Annotated in this window: 9 protein-coding genes; 1 reads left to right on the top strand and 8 read right to left on the bottom strand. The window is 50.2% G+C overall.

Annotated elements, in window-relative coordinates; all coding sequences use genetic code 11:
• Window positions 1-51: 51 nt before the first annotated feature.
• From HMPREF0670_RS09335 to HMPREF0670_RS16340, 8 genes are all read right to left on the bottom strand, one after another.
• Window positions 52-1,155: a hypothetical protein gene (locus tag HMPREF0670_RS09335; RefSeq protein ID WP_009230911.1), complete on the bottom strand. Its 1,104-nt coding sequence runs from the start codon at window positions 1,153-1,155 to the stop codon at window positions 52-54.
• Between the two features lie 111 nt (window positions 1,156-1,266).
• Entirely contained in the window at window positions 1,267-2,196 is a 930-nt protein-coding gene (locus tag HMPREF0670_RS09330; RefSeq protein ID WP_044078090.1) for an endonuclease/exonuclease/phosphatase family protein, read from the bottom strand.
• Window positions 2,183-3,481: an NCS2 family permease gene (locus HMPREF0670_RS09325; protein WP_009230909.1), complete on the bottom strand. Its 1,299-nt coding sequence runs from the start codon at window positions 3,479-3,481 to the stop codon at window positions 2,183-2,185. Before HMPREF0670_RS09325 ends, HMPREF0670_RS09330 begins: the two co-directional genes overlap by 14 nt.
• 174 nt (window positions 3,482-3,655) lie before the next feature.
• Window positions 3,656-4,360 (bottom strand): DUF5020 family protein, encoded by a 705-nt coding sequence (locus HMPREF0670_RS09320; RefSeq protein ID WP_009230908.1) that lies wholly within the window; start codon window positions 4,358-4,360, stop codon window positions 3,656-3,658.
• Between the two features lie 271 nt (window positions 4,361-4,631).
• Entirely contained in the window at window positions 4,632-7,529 is a 2,898-nt protein-coding gene (locus HMPREF0670_RS09315) for an ATP-binding protein (RefSeq protein ID WP_009230907.1), read from the bottom strand.
• 312 nt (window positions 7,530-7,841) lie between these two features.
• Window positions 7,842-10,460, bottom strand: coding sequence for a transglutaminase-like domain-containing protein (locus tag HMPREF0670_RS09310; protein WP_044078036.1), 2,619 nt, complete (start codon window positions 10,458-10,460; stop codon window positions 7,842-7,844).
• Window positions 10,461-10,843: 383 nt separating this feature from the next.
• Window positions 10,844-11,617, bottom strand: a complete 774-nt coding sequence (locus HMPREF0670_RS09305; protein ID WP_009230905.1) for a copper homeostasis protein CutC — start codon at window positions 11,615-11,617, stop codon at window positions 10,844-10,846.
• A gap of 1,544 nt (window positions 11,618-13,161) precedes the next feature.
• A complete protein-coding gene (locus HMPREF0670_RS16340; RefSeq protein WP_157579600.1) occupies window positions 13,162-13,401 on the bottom strand; it encodes a hypothetical protein in 240 nt (79 codons plus the stop codon).
• A 42-nt stretch (window positions 13,402-13,443) separates the two neighbouring features.
• Here HMPREF0670_RS16340 and HMPREF0670_RS09295 point away from each other — a divergent pair, with 42 nt between their 5' ends.
• Window positions 13,444-16,140, top strand: a complete 2,697-nt coding sequence (locus tag HMPREF0670_RS09295; RefSeq protein ID WP_009230903.1) for a substrate-binding domain-containing protein — start codon at window positions 13,444-13,446, stop codon at window positions 16,138-16,140.
• Window positions 16,141-16,461 lie beyond the last annotated feature (321 nt).

The following is a 16,461-nucleotide window of genomic DNA, read 5'->3' as shown; positions in this document are numbered from 1 at the left end:
ACTACATTGCTTTAATCCAAACCAAAGATAGGCATAAGGCCAAAAGCAGCTCTATTTGATGTAAACCTCGCAATTTCGCAGCCCGTGGCCGTCTTCGTACTTCATCACCCACACCTCGATAACCTGCGGTTTGGCCCGTTGTGCGTTTGGTTTTGCAGTACCATCGCTTGCATCAAGCCCTAATTTAGCCAACCCACTACTGCCGGGCAGGCAGGTAAAGCAAAGGTTGTTGCCGCTAGTAGTGGCTATACACACAGGTGCCACCTGCTTACCTTTGTTGGCCATGCCAGGAATGGTGCGCAAAGCAAGGGCGTGGAGATAGTTTTTCTGAACAAACTTCCGTATGTTGGTTATCTCTACTTGTTTTCGTTCAACCTTTACGAGCCGCGGTTCGCCCTGCAACTTATTGGCAATAGGCCATTTTGTTCCATCTGTAAATTGCAGTTCAACGTTCATCGAATCTAGGCCTGCGGGCCAGTTCAATGGCATTCCCGACCGCTTCGACATCTCTTTTAGCTGCAAACGAGCATTAGGGTAGTGCTGCAATGCCGCATCCAAAAAGAACGAATAAGCCGCATACCAATCTTTATTGCCTTTGGCTATAACCCCCTTCCAATAATAATACTTGCCTACTTGCCCCTTATCATAAAGATATTTTCGCATCTGCTCCAACTTATTCTCGGCCAAACGCATTTGCCCAAGCCTGAAATAAGCCGCTAGTTGCCTGCCAAACACCTCGTTAACGTTCACCGAGCTGTCGGCGGCGATGTCTACATGAGCTGCAAATTCAGCACCATCTTTTATCGAATGGAGAAGTAGCAGGCGGTCGTAATCGCGCAAAGCATCGGCATCCTTGCCCAGCTTTGTTTCTAGTTCGGCCCGTTTCCACAGCCATTCGGCCGTAGCTGTGTCGGCAATGGCTTGGTTTAGCAGGGTCATTGCCTGCCGATTGTGGCCTGCTTGCAACGCCGCATCAATCTTGTTGCGGCAATCAGAGCGACAACCCAAAAAGCATACAACACAAAAGAGAAGAGAAAGACAAAGCAAAGCCTTGCCCACCACCCTGCTCCAAGCGGAGCGGGGCGTGGTAAGCTTGGTGGTTTCTAAACGTAGAAACGTAATATGCTTTATCGCTTCTAAATGAAAAAACATCATATCATGGTGTGGTTACTAGGCCAACGGGTGCAACATGCTAGGCAGCAACAAGGCTTTACACGCCCCTCGCCCCTTGGAAAGGCGTTGGAGGTGATGCCAGTTGCGGAAAGGCTATGGCCTAAGATTTACCTCCACAAACACCGGATAATGGTCGGATGCCGTGCGTATTCGGTGTTGTTTAAAGTCGATTTGTTGCGGTGCATCCTGCCCTTTCTGGCTTTTGGCCGCGGGTTCTTCCGTCCAATAGAAGTTGGGCAGTACGCCATAACGAGCCACTGCAAAACGGGGCGACACAAAAACGTGGTCTATCCTACTGGTTGTTTTCAGCGTGGGGTCGAAACTGTTAAACGTTCCGTTCTCGGCAAAGCGGTGCTTAGCCACGACGTAGGCATCGTTTAAGCGTGCGTTTGCGGTGAAGATGGCGTAGGTTTCGTCGGTTTGGTCGACGTTAAAGTCGCCCGTCAGCACCACCGGCATATCCTTTCCCCCTAAGCCGTCGATAGCCTTCATCACCAGCTTTGCCGACTCTCGGCGGGCCTTAACGCCCACGTGGTCGGTATGGAGGTTGAAGAAAAGGAACACTTCGCCACTTTCGCGCACCCTGAATTTAGCCCAAGTGCAGATGCGTATGCAGGCCGCATCCCAGCCCAACGAAGGAGTTGTGTACGTAGGCGACAGCCAAAAATATCCATCGCTAAGCTTATCCAGTCGGTCGCGCCGATAAAATATGGGCGCATATTCGCCCGCCTCGTGTCCATCGTCGCGCCCAACGCCCACGTAATCGTAGTCGGGCAGTGCGCGCAACAGGTCGTCGAGTTGACCTTTCAGCACCTCTTGCGCCCCGAAAGCATCGGGATGGTGGTAGTTAAGTTGGTCGGCTATCACCTGACAACGTTTCGCCCAAAGGTGCCCTTTGGCCTCATCGCCGTCGTTTCGATACCTTATATTATAGCTACCCAGCACAAGTGTCTGCCCAAAGGCAGCAAAGGCCATGCACAACACGACCCCCAGCAACAGTGAGCGAGCCTTATTGGAACACATAACGCAAAACAAGAAGTGAGCTAACGATGAAGAGCGTGATGTTGACGTCTTTGTAATTGCCGCTCAACAACTTTACCAACGTATAGCTAATCAGTCCCAAGGCCATGCCTTCGGCAATGCTATAAGTTAGCACCATCATCAAAACGGTGATAAAACAAGGTAGTGCCTCGGAGATGTCTTGCAGGTCTATCTTCTTGATAGACTCTAACATAAACACGCCAACAAGCACCAGTGCGCCCGTGGTAGCGGCAGAAGGAATGATAAGGAACAGCGGAGCCATGAACAAAGCCACGAGGAAGAACATGGCCGTGGTAAATGCCGTTAGTCCTGTTCGGCCGCCTTCGGCCACACCTGCTGCGCTCTCAACGAACGTTGTAACGGTAGATGTGCCCAGAAGTGCACCCGTAGACGTGGCGATGGCATCGGCCATCATGGCCTTTTGGATGTTCTTCACATTGCCGTTTTCGTCCATCATGTCGGTTTTGGCTGCCGTTCCGATGAGCGTTCCCAGCGTGTTGAAGATGTCGATAAACACCAATACAAATACGGTGAGCATCATATCTACGTTGAGCAGTGCAGCGAAGTCGAGCTTTAAGAAGGTTGGGGCGATGCTTTGGGGTAGCGAAACGGGTACGAAGGCATCGGGAATTTGGGTTATTCCCATAGGTATGCCCACAACCGTGCATATCAAGATGCTATAAAACAAGGCTCCGCGAACCTTCAACACCAGCAGTGCGCCACTTAAAATGATACCCAATGAGGCCAATGCAGCTGTGGGCGTAAAAGCTCCGAGCGAAACGAAGGTAGCATCGTTGGCCACTACAAGTCCTGCGTTTTTCAGTCCGATGAAGGCGATAAACAGTCCCAAGCCGCCCGAAATGGCAAAGCGCAGGTTCTTGGGGATGCACTTTACAATTTGTTCGCGTATGTTCAGGGCGGTTAATAGGATGAAGATGATACCCTCTACAAACACTGCCGCCAGGGCTGCCTCCCACGAATAGCCCATGCCGCGCACCAAGGTGAAGGCGAAAAAGGCGTTGATGCCCATGCCTGGAGCTTGTGCAAAGGGTAGCTTGGCTAAGAAAGCGATGAACAATGTGCCAAGGGCCGAGGCCAAGGCAGTGGCAGTGAACACGGCACCCTTGTCCATTCCCGCGGCACTTAGTATGTCGGGGTTCACGGCAAGGATGTAGCTCATGGTTAGAAACGTGGTTACGCCGGCCATCATCTCTGTGCGGCGCGACTGTTTCTTGGGGTTAAACCCCAAAAGAGAATAGAAAGACATGATTTGAGGGGGTGAGTTTTTGAGTTTATGAGTTGTAAATTAACGGGTGGACACCTTAGCGAATTAACAAGTTGAAAAAATGAAGAGTTAAAGAGTTAACAAGGACTTTTACTTTATACTTCAAAAGCATACGGCTTAACTCCTTTACTCCTTAACTCCTTAACTCCTTAATAATTAAAACGTCCACTTCGCTGCCAATGTAGGCAACCAATACCAGCGGTGGTTTTGATTAACGAAGTTGTTGCTTACTTTCCACTCCGTTCCTAGGCTTAGTTTGAAGTCTTCGCTAACGCCTTTGATGCGGTTGAGGTTAACCCAGAATTGGGGTTCGGAAAGGAAAACGGCGATGTTTCGTCCGTCGGCGAAACGGCGATCGCCCCAGAAATCGGCAAATCCGTCGAACGTTAATAGGTGGTTGCAGAAGTTTAAGTACCATGTTGCCGTGAGTTGCCACGAGTGTTTCTGACTTTGTTTGGCCAGATACTTATACATGGGCGTGATGGTAAAGCCCGAATTAAAGTCCTTCTCGTTCCAGCTATAAGTTACACCAGCCAGGTAAGCGTCGTTATACGAGCCCACACCTTTGGCCAATCCGCCATTATACTCCACGTGAATAGCCAATGGCGCTTGCCAAAATCTCAACTCGCGAGAGATTTCCCAATAGGCGGCAGCCACGCCATTGTCTGCATAGTCCATGTCGACGAAGAAGAAAGTGTTACCCCATTTGTCGGGTTTGAACATCTCCACGGTTGATGTTAGTTTGGGTCGTGTGGAGAGATTGTCGTTCAGATGCCCGAAATCATAATGCAACTGCACGTTCTGCGCCTGTACAGACAGGCTGGCCACGAAAGCAATGGCCACAGCTAAAAGCTTTTTCATCCTTGTTTTTTGTTTGGTTTCGTTAGTTATCCAGAACACACCGTCCGCATACACTGCGGCGAAGAGGCCTGAAAGCAATTGCAAAGTTAGTGAGAAATGATGAGAAAAAGCAGTAACAGAGTAATAAAAAGCCTCACCCCCAGCCCCTCTCCAAGGGGAGAGGGGAGTGATATGCCTTGCAATAGCATTGCATTTTTGCTTATCAGCTTAGTAGTAGCATAGCATATTACGCCCCTCTCCCCTTGGAGAGGGGTTGGGGGTGAGGCCTCTTTTAGCCACCATTCTTCCTATATTCAGACGGCGTAACGCCGAATGCTTTCTTGAAAGCGTGGTAAAAACTAGACGCATGTTCAAAACCACAACGCTCTGAAATCTCCTCGATGTTCAACTCAAACCTTGTGTCGAGCAGCTGTTTGCCCTTCTGCATCTTTAAGTTTAGGATGAAAGCACCTGGCGTGTTGCCTGTAAGTGCCACAATCTTACGAGTGAATTGCCTAATACTCATGCCCAATCTTTCGGCCAAAGCATTAACGTCTAGCGCGCGTTTGTCGAGCAAAAGGTAAGCAGTGTCTACGGCTTTCGTTAGGAATTGCCGTTCGGCCTCGGCGCGAACGTCGCCTTCTTCTTTTGTTTCGTTTCCGTTATCACCATACTTTTCGCGCAATTTTCGATGCCTATCAAGCAGGTTTTCCACCCTCGTTATCAGCTCCTCACTGTTAAACGGTTTGGTGATATAGGCGTCGGCCCCTGCCTTAATGCCCTCCAATCGTTCTTGTTCGGTTATCTTTCCCGTAACTACCACGATGGGAATATGGTTCATTACGTCGCTCGCCCTAACCTGTTTGCACACCTCCAAGCCGTCCATTCCAGGCATCATGCGGTCGGTTATGATGATGTCGGGCACCAGTTCTGTTGCCCTTGCCAAGGCCTCCTCGCCGTTAGAGGCATAACAAACGGCGTATTGCGGCGTGAACAACGAACCCATATATGCAGCCAAGTCGGCATTATCTTCCACGATAAGCATGCGTTGCTCGGCGCAATTATCGTTTGTTTCGTCGTCGAGACGTTTCTCCACATGCGGCAACATGGGCGTGTTGGTGTGCTTTTGAGCGTTGGCCGTGGGCTTGCACACGTTTCTTATGGGCAGCGTTATGGCGAAAGTAGCCCCTCGTCCAGGCGCACTTCCCACCACGATTTGCCCGTCTAGCGCGTCTATTATCTGCCTAACCAAGGCCAATCCCACGCCAGTTCCGTTCTTCGATGCACCATTGCTGGCCCTATAAAAAGGCTCGAAGAGATGCGCTACGGCCTCAGGAGCAATGCCCACACCCGTATCTTTCACCCTAATGACGACGTTTGCGCCCTCACGCGCCACCGCTACGCTCACCTTTCCGTATGGGGGCGTGAACTTAAATGCGTTAGACAGCAGGTTGTTCATCACCTTATTAATATACTCTGGCACGAAGTCGGTAACGATACGCTCGTTACCAGAGAAGTTTAATTCCACGTTTTGAGACACCGCGAAGTCGCGATAACTCTCCACAACCATGTTCACATGCGCCGTTATGTCGGCGTTTTCCCAGTCGGGATTGCCCACGGCCGACTTCACCCTGGCGATGTCTAGCAGCTGATTAATGAGCGTAAGCAAGCTGTTTCCTTGCCTTTCGATGGTGGTTGCCTTATGTTTGGCCTCGTCGGTAAGGCTTTCGTCTTGGTTCAACTCGTGGCTTAGACCCAGTATTAGGGTTAAAGGCGTTCGCAATTCGTGGGTGATGTTGGTGTAGAAGTTCTCTCGCAACTGGCTCACTTGTTTGAGTAAGGCGTGGTTGCGCTGCCTAATCTTGCCCACATATATCAGTGCGACCACCACCAACAGCAACAACGTAACCACCACAATGGCGGCAATGGCCACGATGCGCTTTTCTTTTTGCTCGTGTTGCGCTTGCAATGTAAGCTCTCCGTTCTTGTATTTGGCGTTGCTTTGACTCACTGCCTGCTCCATATCGTGCTGATAAATAGAGTCTTTCAGTGCCACATAGCGTTGCAAATGCTGTGCGGCCAGGGTGGGATTGCTGGCTTTTAAGGCGTTGAAAGCCCCCATCTGCGCACGGCTTAGGTTATAAAGGTCGTTGCGTTGTTCAAAGATTTCGATGGCTTTTTCAAAGCATTGCTGCGCCGATGCGTACTCGCCGCGGCGGTTAAGCAGTTCGCCCTTTTGGTTCATACAAATGCCCAGCGACTGCTTGTTGCCTGCTTTTTCAAGTATAGGGATGGCTCTTTCCACAGTTCTTTCAGCCTCAACGTAGCGTTCCATGTCCATTAAGGCGGTCGCCATCTGCGAAAGTCTGATGCCCGTCTTCGCTACATTGCCGCGTTGCTCGTCTATTTGGTAGGCTTTTACGGCATGTTCAAGGGCCAACTGCTCTTTTTTCATGGCGTGATAAATTTCTGATGCCATGCCATATTGTATGGCCATGCGGTTAGAATCGTTGACCTCGGTGCTCAATGCAATGGCCTCTGAGATGTATCGTTCGCCCTCTTCGGGTTGCTTGGCCACAAGACTAATGGCCGCAAGTGTGTTTAACGAGCTGCTTATCCGGCTTTTATCGCCCGTTTTGCGGTCCATTTCAAGGCTTTTTTGGGCATGCTTAATGGCCCGAACAAGGTCTGATTGGCGGAATAACAATTGTGCGGCAAGCTGTTCGCAGTCGCTTATGAGCAACAAGTCGTTGGTTTTGTAAGTAAGGGGAAGGGCTTTTCGGGCATAGTTTAAGGCCGTAGCGTAGTCTTGTTTGTCCCAAAAATACTCGGCAGCGTGATACAAAACCATCGCATCCACCTTGTCTTTGGGGGTATCGTTGGCCACTTTAACGAGCGAATCGGTTAGTTCTTCGGCATACAACAGCCCGAAAATGCGGTTGGCGATGGCCGTTTTTTCGGTTCCATCTTGTTCTTCGTACGTTGCAAGCAGGCGCAACAAACGCCCGTCGGTTTTGGGTTCGACGTTCTGTTTGGCAGGCTCTTGACTGGAAGGAGGAAAGTCGGGCAGGTCGATTGGCTGCTTGTCGGCGCATGCGTTCAACAATCCAGTCAGCACAACAAGTATGGTAACAAAGTGCAAGGCCACATATTGCAGGGCTTGTTTGGGCAAGTAACGGTTGCAGTCCATAGGTTCGAGGTGTTGTAAGTTGCGTGCGGCACACGTCCGCTGTTCGTTTCATATTGCAAACTTACATAAAAATCCCGAAATATACACCATAATATATTAAGAGATTATATTTTTGTTTAAATGGAGAAATGCCCCAACGAGTGAGACAAGTCGAACAAATACAACTGACCTAAAAGCAGAATAGGCCGCCCAAACCGAAGAGGTTGAACCGCCTTGAAAAAAGAAAAGCCGATTAAGTTGGCCAGGACTATCAGAGCAATCTGAAAGTCTCGACCCACCTAATCGGCTCGATTTGCCTCATGCTAACTGGCTTTATTTGCCCGTTTCTAGCATCTTTGCCACCTTTTCTAGCTGCTCGCCCATGCCAATTGTGTAGCCTTGCGAACAGAAAACAACGCGATTAAAGGTGTCTGCCACGATGAAAACAGGCATCTGCGAGGGGTTAGCCAGCTTCATGGCATTGGCTACTTGCTGCTTAATTTTGCCGTCGGCATCTACGCCCAGAATGATGTTGGTAGGCAATGTGCCGAAGTTCTCGTCCTTGAAACGCTGTAAATCGGCATCGTTGGGGAAGAGCAACACGAAGGGACGACCCCATTCGTCGAGCGTGGCGCGCGCTTTTGCCAAGTCGCGTAGGGCGTGATTGGTGGGTTCTTCGCCAATACCCAGCAGGGCAAGTGTGAAATATCCGCGACCCGTTTGCGACAAGATGCTCACCTCTTGACCGTCTTTGAGGAAACGCGACTCGCTATCGAAGTTGCCCAACACATTGAGCTGACCCGACGGACGGCGCATAACGAGTGGCACTTCGGTGGTTTTGCCTGCGGCTACGTTGAAGAAACGCTGTGTGGCCAGCACGCCACCATTGGCCAAACGCGTACCGGTAACAAGCAGATAAGTGCCTGCATCCAGGTCGTAACCGCGCTCAAAGGTGTTGGCCCAGGTAGTTCCCTCGTTGGCATTTCCGTCTCCTTCCTCGAAGTTCAGCAGCTGTGCCTGTCCGTTTACAATCTTACTCAGGGTGAAGTGGCTGTAATACTTGGGGTCGGCAGGCAGCAATGGCGCAGCCGAATAAGTAAGTTTAAGCTTGCCCGTGGGCGTAGCTTGGCTTTGTGCGTTATCAAAATTCACGTCTACCCATGCGCTGTCGCGCTTGTATTGCACCTTACCCGTAACCGCATCCTTGCGCGACTCGATGCCCAAGCTGCGCGCCATGCTCACAAAGAAGATGTCGCGCGAGCGTGTATCGGTAAGTCTTGAACGCCAAACGCCCATAGGTGTTTGCGCAATGCGCAGGGCCTTGGTGTCGGGGTTGAGCCTGATGTTGTGCTTCGTCCATTCCACTAGTACTGTGGGATTGGCGCGCATGCTGTCTGCCAAGGCCGTATTGAAGGCCTGTTGGAACGTTTGTTTAAAGGGAGCGATAATCATTTCGTCTTCCACACGCGGCGACAATTGGTTGCTTTCAGCCCCAAAATGGTCTTCAAGAATTTCGAGTGGCATGTCGTGCAAGTCCTTATCGGGCAGCGTTTCCAGCAATGCCAGCGCGCGATCTAGGCGATCCGAGTGATTGCTAACAAACTGATGGATGGTTTTCCAGTTGCCGCGAGCGCGTTTTAAGAAGTCGCCAATGCGCCCATCTTTCTTGGGTTTGTAGAACGTGGCCTCATAAGCGTGGCGTATACTGTCTTCCTTTGCCAACCTTGTCTTGTTGGCTATGGCCTCATCGAACGTCACTTCTGGTAGCTTGGCACTTTCTACGGGCGGTACGATATTAACCGAATCGAGTGCGCCAACCGTCATTTTGGCATCCGAACGTGCATTGCGGTTAAGGCGAATGGTAACGGCCTTGTCCTTTCCGAACGATGCCTTGGCAAAGCCGTATGCCCCATTCTTAGAGGCCCACACCAGCATATCGCCCACGCCGGCGGTGAGGAACGTTCGCCCACGATTGTCGGTAAACTTGTTCACGGCCGTATAATACTCGGCATAATTGTATATCTTAAATTCCACTTTGGCCTTATCTACGGCTTTTCCGGCGGCATCCACCACGGCAAAGTCTACGCGAGCCGTGGGTGCATAGTTGGCAATGAGGTTTATTTCGGTGTAGTTACTGGTTCGCAACATCACTTCTTCGGGACCACGATAGTTGCCGAAAGCCTTTGTGTGCATAAGCATGGCGCGCGATGCGGGCAGGTTAAACCAGCCCAAGTCGAGCACCGGCTCGGGTTCACAAGCGCCAAGGAAGTGCCATTTGCCGTCGGCCCAGGCCTCCACCCATGCGTGGTTGTCGTCGGTATGCGCCCAACGCGGCGTGTACACCTGCCTTGCGGGGATGCCCAACGTACGCAATACGGCCACGGTAAAGGTGCTTTCTTCGCCGCAACGCCCAATGGCGGTCTTCATACAGGCCAAAGGCGCCAACGTACGCGCGTTAGATGGCTGATAAGTTACATGCTCGTGGCACCAGTGGTTCAGTTCCAGCACGGCCTCGGTCATGCTCAAACCCTCTACGCGTTTTTTCAGTTCGTCGTACAAAGCCATGCGCGTGTTGTCCAAGTTCTCGTTGTTCACACGTATGGGAAGTACGAAATGGCGGAACAACAGTTCGGGAACGTCTCGCCCCCAAGGCATTTCGTCGCGCGCCTTGAACGTGGCTTTCACGTTATCTAGGTAGAAAGCGGTGGTGTAATCGGTGACATCGGCCACGGGCATGTAGGCATACAGAAACTCCAAAGCCTCTTGTTCGGCCGGTGTAGGCACGGTTTGGGTTGGCGTAAAGAAGTTCTTACCCACCAATTGCATTTTCGCGGTGAAGTCTTTATGCACTTCTGCACGGTATTTGTCGTCAGAAATGAAATGGTAAAATCCAGCCTGGGCAACGTTACATGCCACCAAGGCTACAAAGAGTGATAGAAATAGCTTTCTCATGCTGATAGTAAATGGTTTTGTTGATGTAAGATAAGGGGTTGTGACATTATGGTATGCGTGGGTCATCTTGTTGTAGTTTTGCGGTGTCTGCATGGCTAAAAGATGGCTTGCGCATTTCGTTTCTCAGAAGTTTTTTGCGCCCCGTCGGCCGTATGGCTTGCATATCGGCTGGCGACGGGGACACAAATGCAATTAACAAACAAACTATTTAATATGGGAAAAGAGGTTTCATCGTATGCCCAAAGACCTGCTCGTGCGCCTGCATCCCGTTCAAATTCTCGTTTTTATCTGTCGGGCAAAGCAGCCGCATGGCCTGCGCCGCATGTGGGGTTTCGGGCTGTCGGCGCATCTCGTTTGGGGCTGTGGTGGGGCTATTGAGGGGGCTATTCGTTCTCCGTTTCGCCGCGCAGCTCCTTTATTGTGTGTCTAACACGGCGTGCGGTAGTAACTTCTCGATAGGCCTCATCGGTGTCTTTTCCGCCCATTCGCACGTTTCCGCCCATGTATTGGCATGTCGAGAGCACCGATTCGCGTGCAGAAAAGTGGAACTGGGTAACGTCGGTCTCCACGTGTATCTTGAAAATGTTGCGTTCGTTAACGCCACATCCCGCCATGATAGCGATGTTTTTGCCTGCCCGCTTATGCAGTTTGTATAGTAGGGGGATGCCTTTTTCGGCCGTTTTCTGCTGTCCGGAGGTTAGCACGCGGTTAAATCCCAGCTGTTCCAGTTGGCCTAAGGCATCGAGCGGATTGCGACATCTGTCGAAAGCGCGATGGAAAGTTGCCGCCATTTGCCCCACGTGTGCCATGAGTTTGGCGTTTTTGTCGATGTCGATGTCCCCTTCTGGGGTTAAACATCCAAACACCACGCCGTCTACTCCCGCCTCTCTACATGCGTCGATGTCGGCGGCCATGATGTCCATTTCTAGGTCCGAGTAGGTAAAGTCGCCCCCTCTGGGCCTGATGATGACATGCAGCTTGGTGGTGTTAAGCAGTCGGCGCGCCGTTACGATGTCCCCATACGAAGGCGTTGTGCCACCTTCGGGTATGCCTGCGCAAAGCTCCACCCTGTCGGCCCCACCCTCTTGGGCCGCCAAGCAGCTTTCCACGCTGTTTGCGCATATCTCAAATTCAAAGTTGTTGCTTGTTTCGTTCATACAATATCTATATTGTTTGGTTAAATAGATTGCCGCCTTTTGCGGCGTAGTTATGCCTTAGACGGCACATTTTTCGCCTTAATTGACGGGCCATTGTGTTGCGTGCTTGTTGCCATTATCCGTAGAAAATTTGTCTTCTGCGTTGTTCATTGTTTCCGCATGGCGTGTGTTGTGTGCATCGCTCATGGCAAAGATACAAAATAAGCGGCAATAATACAGCCGTTTCTTTAATATTTAATGTAAATTAAAACACCGCATTTGCGCGCTTTTGTGTTTAGTAACAAGTTTAAAGAAAGGCTTTGTTGAAAAGTCGGATTTACATTCCGAATTTGCTTATTGGCAAATAGAAGTTACATAGTAAAAGATGTATGTTTTTCGGTAAGGGTTTGAACATGATGTTTAAGCCTACCAAATGCTCACTACGAAGTTGTGTTGACGTTTAGTGTTTCTACAAATTGAGCGGAGTTTATGTCTTTGTGCCGCAACACCAAAATACACCCCACACATGTACAACGTGCCGAACAAGGATACGATAAAACATGAAATTCGGCCCCATTTGTTTGTGGCTAAACGTGGCTATGATTCAAAAAAGCCATTGGGGGGAGTTATTCAGTGGCATCTCCACAAGCTGACGGCTGCTTGTCTGCGGCCAATTACTTCCGCCCTCCCATGATGCTGTGCCCGTTGTCTGTGAGCAGCATGCCCTGCAACCGCTCACGCTGGCCGCCGCAAGCGCATGTGTTTTCCTTGCCGTTGCCCACTCGTGCGTGTTCACTGCGAGTTAGTTTTGTCTGGTTTTTAGCAAGAAATTTAACATAATAAGTGCCCTTTTCGTCCACCAATCGCTCACCTTGCCGCAAAAAATCGATTCTCGCGAAGGTTTGTTTCGAGGCAAAAAGGGGTGGCATGCGACTGTTGGCAAAATGTATTTTTATTTAAGAAGACCGCCATTTGCACCCCTTTCGGGGCTATTTGCGGCAAAATTCAGTGCGTTTTGGTGCAAAATAGCGTGCGTTTTGATGCTAAATGCAGTGCGTTTTGCCGCTAAATGCAGTGCGTTTTGGTGCAAAACGCAAGGTAAAATGCTGCTAAACGCAGTGCTATTTGCCGCTAAATGCGAGAAGAAAAGCATAAATATCCATAGTAATTGTATAAACAAACCCTTTTAGAATCATGAAAAACATGGCTAAGAAGGGCAAAATGGCCATCAAAAAGTAGGGTTTTAGGGGCTAAAAGTGGGTTTTGGGGTTGCAAAAATAATGAGCTGGCAAGCAAAATAGAAAGGCAAAATGGTGCAAAATGCAGGTCTTCTTCTTAAAAAGCGACAAATTAGAAGATGTGAAAGGGCGGAAAAAGTGGCTTTTTGCCTACTTTTTAACCAATAATCTCGCTAGAACGGAGCGAAAATTAGAGCCGCATTGTAAAATAAAAGATAAGGATTTTAGGTTTTGAGTTGGTGAGTTGGTGAGTTAGGGAGTTATTGGTTGTTCGTAAGTTTATAAGCCAATGAGTTGATTACAACTAGTTCAACTAGGCATCCTAGATTAACTAGAACAAAAAGAATATCCTAGGCATCCTAGCTTAACTAGAACAAAAAGAATATCTAGAACAAAAAGAATATCTAAAACAGCTAGGCATTCTAGAATATCTAAAACAGCTACAATATCTAGAACAGCTACTCCTACATCCCCACCAACGAAGAATAAATAGCCCACTAACAAGGAAACTTTGACCAAGCAGATAAAAAAGTAAGCCAATATGATGGGGCTTTCTAGGTTTATCATTAAATTTGCAGTGTAACGCAAAGCCCTACACCACCGCTCAGTATGAACCCAAAACCCACAACTTTCGTCCTCCCTTTGCTTGCCCTCTTAGCCCTGTTGCTATCGGCTTGCAGTACAAAGAAAAGTTACTTTATCGGCGTTTCGCAGTGCAGCGAGGACTCTTGGCGAACGAAAATGAACAGCGAGATAAGGCGCGAGTCGTACCTCTACGACAACGTGCGCGTGGAGTTTGCATCGGCCAAAGACGACAACCGCGTGCAGATAGCGCAGATTGAACACTTCATTGAAGAGGGGGCCGACCTCATTATCGTGTCGCCCAACGAGGCAAAGGCGCTTACACCCGTCATCAACAAGGCCTTCGACCGCGGCGTTCGCGTGGTGCTGGTCGACCGAAAAAGTGCATCAGACAAATACACGGCCTTTATCGGTGCCGACAATGTGGCCATCGGGCGAGCCGTTGGGCGCTTTGTAGGCGAACATCTTGGCGGCAAGGGGCGCGTGATGGAGCTGCAAGGGCTACGTGGTTCGTCGCCTGCTATGGAACGCGACAGCGGCTTTCGCGAGGCATTGGCACGCTATCCGCAAATAAAAGTGGTGGCCAACGCATATGCCGATTGGTTTGAACAGAAGGCCGAAAGCGAAACCGAACGTATGTTTAAAGATGCGGGAGGGGTCGATTTGGTGTTTGCGCAGTGCGACCGAATGGGCATTGGGGCGCACCAAGCCATACAAAAAATGGGCGTAAAGGGCGTGAAGATAGTGGGCGTTGATGCGCTGCCCACCCCCGGCGACGGCATCGAGGCTGTGAAAAACGGAACGTTCTTGGCCACATTTGTTTATCCTACGCATGGTGACGAGGTGCTGAAACTGGCCATGAACATATTGGAAGGCCGACCTTTTCGGCGCGAAACCATCTTGCAAACGGGCGTGATAGATGCCAACAACGCCGAAAGTGCCTTGCAACAATGGGCCGAACTAACCCTGCTCGACAACAAGATGCAACGCCTAAACCACCGCATAGACGAGAGTATGGCGCAATATAGCAACCAGAAAACCATCCTCGTGTTGGGCATCCTGTTGGTTTTCATCCTCATGGTTTTTGCTTTCTTCGTGTTGAAAGCCTATTTCGCGAAAGCAAAACTCAACGAAAAACTGGAAGAAAAAAACCGCGAAATAGAGGCTGCCACGCAGGCTAAGCTGATGTTTTTCACCAACGTGAGCCACGAATTGCGCACGCCTTTAACCCTTATCGAAACGCCTGTGGAACAGCTTTTGGCCGAAAACCAACTGTCGAAGGTACAACGTGGGCTGCTCGAAGTGGCGCACCGAAATGTGCGAACGCTGCTAAAACTCATCAACCAAATACTGGATTTCAGGAAAGTTGAGGGCGGAAAGATGACTTTACAGTTGTCCGAAACCGACCTTGCAGCACTGATTGGCAACGTTGTGAGCGAGTTTGTGGCAGCTGCCGAGCACAAGCGCATCAGGCTTTCTTGCCGTCTGCCCGAACACGTAACCGCCAAAATAGATGCAGGAAAGGTGGAAAGGGTGGTGAGCAACATCCTTTCTAACGCCGTGAAGTTTACGCCAGTAGCGGGCGAAATAAACGTAGAACTGGTTGTAGACACGCCGCAAGGCACGGCAACGCTAAGCGTAACCAACACGGGCAAGGGCATTGCCGAGGGCGATTTGCCCCATATCTTCGAGCGTTTTTACCAACCGCAACACAGCGAAGGCGGCACGGGCATTGGCCTAGCCTTGGCAAAAGCCTTCGTAGACATGCACGGCGGACACATCGGCGTTAGCAGTAAGGCCGAAGGTCCAACGGTGTTTACCGTGCATTTGCCGCTGAATTTGCAGGCCGAAACGGCGACATCGGCCGCAGAGCAGTCGCCGATTGCCGAACCACAGGCTTTTATCGTGCCCGCAACGCAGGCCACAACAAAGGCCGATGCTCCGCAGTTGCAGACCATTTTTGAAGAAAACAACGACCCCAATCAGCCTACCATCCTCTTTACCGACGACAACGACGACGTTTGCCAAATGGCTCGCACGCTGCTCGAAACACACTATCGCGTGCTTACTGCACCCAATGGCGTGGTGGCTTTGCAGATGGCGGAACTGAATATCCCCGACTTGGTGGTGAGCGACGTGATGATGCCGCAGATGAATGGCCTGGAATTGTGCAGCCGACTGAAACAGAGCACGGCCACAAGTCATATTCCCGTGATACTGCTCACTGCCCGAACGCTCGACGAACAGCGCATCGAAGGCTACGAACATGGTGCAGATGCCTACATCACCAAGCCGTTCAGTGCGCCCTTGTTGTTGGCGCGCATCCAAAATTTGCTGCAAAGTCGTAAGCAACTAAAACAGGTTTTCGGAGGCGCAGACGAACTGGCGAAGGAGGAGATAAGCACGCCCGACAAGGAGTTTGTGAGCAAAATACGCAGCGAAATACACCGCAACATCAGCAATAACGACTTTGGGGTGGAGCAATTAGGTGCCGCGGTAGACCTTAGTAGGGTGCAACTTTATCGCAAAGTGAAGGCATTAACGGGGCTTAGTCCGGTGGAACTCATTCGTGCCACGCGCGTAAATCGTGCACGTAAGCTGATTGAGGGTGGTGCAACATCGGTTTCCGAGGTGGCTTACCAAGTGGGTTTCACCTCGCCATCGTATTTCACCAAGTGTTTTAAAGACCAATTCGGGATTAGTCCGATGGAACTACTTAAATAGTTAAAGGTGAAAAAATGGCTAACGCCCTTTAAAGGTGAAAGGGTGAAAAGGTGAAAAAATGGCTGCGCCCTTTAAAGGTGGAAGTGTGAAAAGGCTTAATAAAGGTGAAAGAGTGAAAAAGTGAAAAGGTGAAAAGATGGCTAACGCCACCTCTACATTTGGCTTAACTCCCTAACTCCTTAACTCCCTAACTCCTTAAAGGTGAAAGGGTGAAAAGGTGAAAAGATGGCTAACGCCCTTTAAAGGTGTCTTGCGGTTTTTAGGTTTCTAGTCCAGTCTAGCTCTCGGACAAGTCTGACTTGTCTGACTTGCCCTATTAGC

It is taken from the genome of Prevotella sp. oral taxon 317 str. F0108 (assembly GCF_000162415.1).
In the GTDB taxonomy this organism is placed as follows: Bacteria; Bacteroidota; Bacteroidia; order Bacteroidales; family Bacteroidaceae; genus Prevotella; species Prevotella conceptionensis.
Note: the sequence above shows the minus strand (reverse complement) of the source record. Positions and strands in the feature narration are given on the sequence as shown.

What these genes read in the sequence shown, in the direction of transcription:
- HMPREF0670_RS09330 (WP_044078090.1), bottom strand. Translation starts at nt 2,196, where the DNA reads ATGTGTTCCAATAAGGCTCGCTCACTGTTGCTGGGGGTCGTGTTGTGC.
- HMPREF0670_RS09335 (WP_009230911.1), bottom strand. Translation starts at nt 1,155, where the DNA reads ATGATGTTTTTTCATTTAGAAGCGATAAAGCATATTACGTTTCTACGT.
- HMPREF0670_RS09305 (WP_009230905.1), bottom strand. Translation starts at nt 11,617, where the DNA reads ATGAACGAAACAAGCAACAACTTTGAATTTGAGATATGCGCAAACAGC.
- HMPREF0670_RS09320 (WP_009230908.1), bottom strand. Translation starts at nt 4,360, where the DNA reads ATGAAAAAGCTTTTAGCTGTGGCCATTGCTTTCGTGGCCAGCCTGTCT.
- HMPREF0670_RS09325 (WP_009230909.1), bottom strand. Translation starts at nt 3,481, where the DNA reads ATGTCTTTCTATTCTCTTTTGGGGTTTAACCCCAAGAAACAGTCGCGC.
- HMPREF0670_RS09310 (WP_044078036.1), bottom strand. Translation starts at nt 10,460, where the DNA reads ATGAGAAAGCTATTTCTATCACTCTTTGTAGCCTTGGTGGCATGTAAC.
- HMPREF0670_RS09315 (WP_009230907.1), bottom strand. Translation starts at nt 7,529, where the DNA reads ATGGACTGCAACCGTTACTTGCCCAAACAAGCCCTGCAATATGTGGCC.
- HMPREF0670_RS16340 (WP_157579600.1), bottom strand. Translation starts at nt 13,401, where the DNA reads ATGATAAACCTAGAAAGCCCCATCATATTGGCTTACTTTTTTATCTGC.
- HMPREF0670_RS09295 (WP_009230903.1), top strand. Translation starts at nt 13,444, where the DNA reads ATGAACCCAAAACCCACAACTTTCGTCCTCCCTTTGCTTGCCCTCTTA.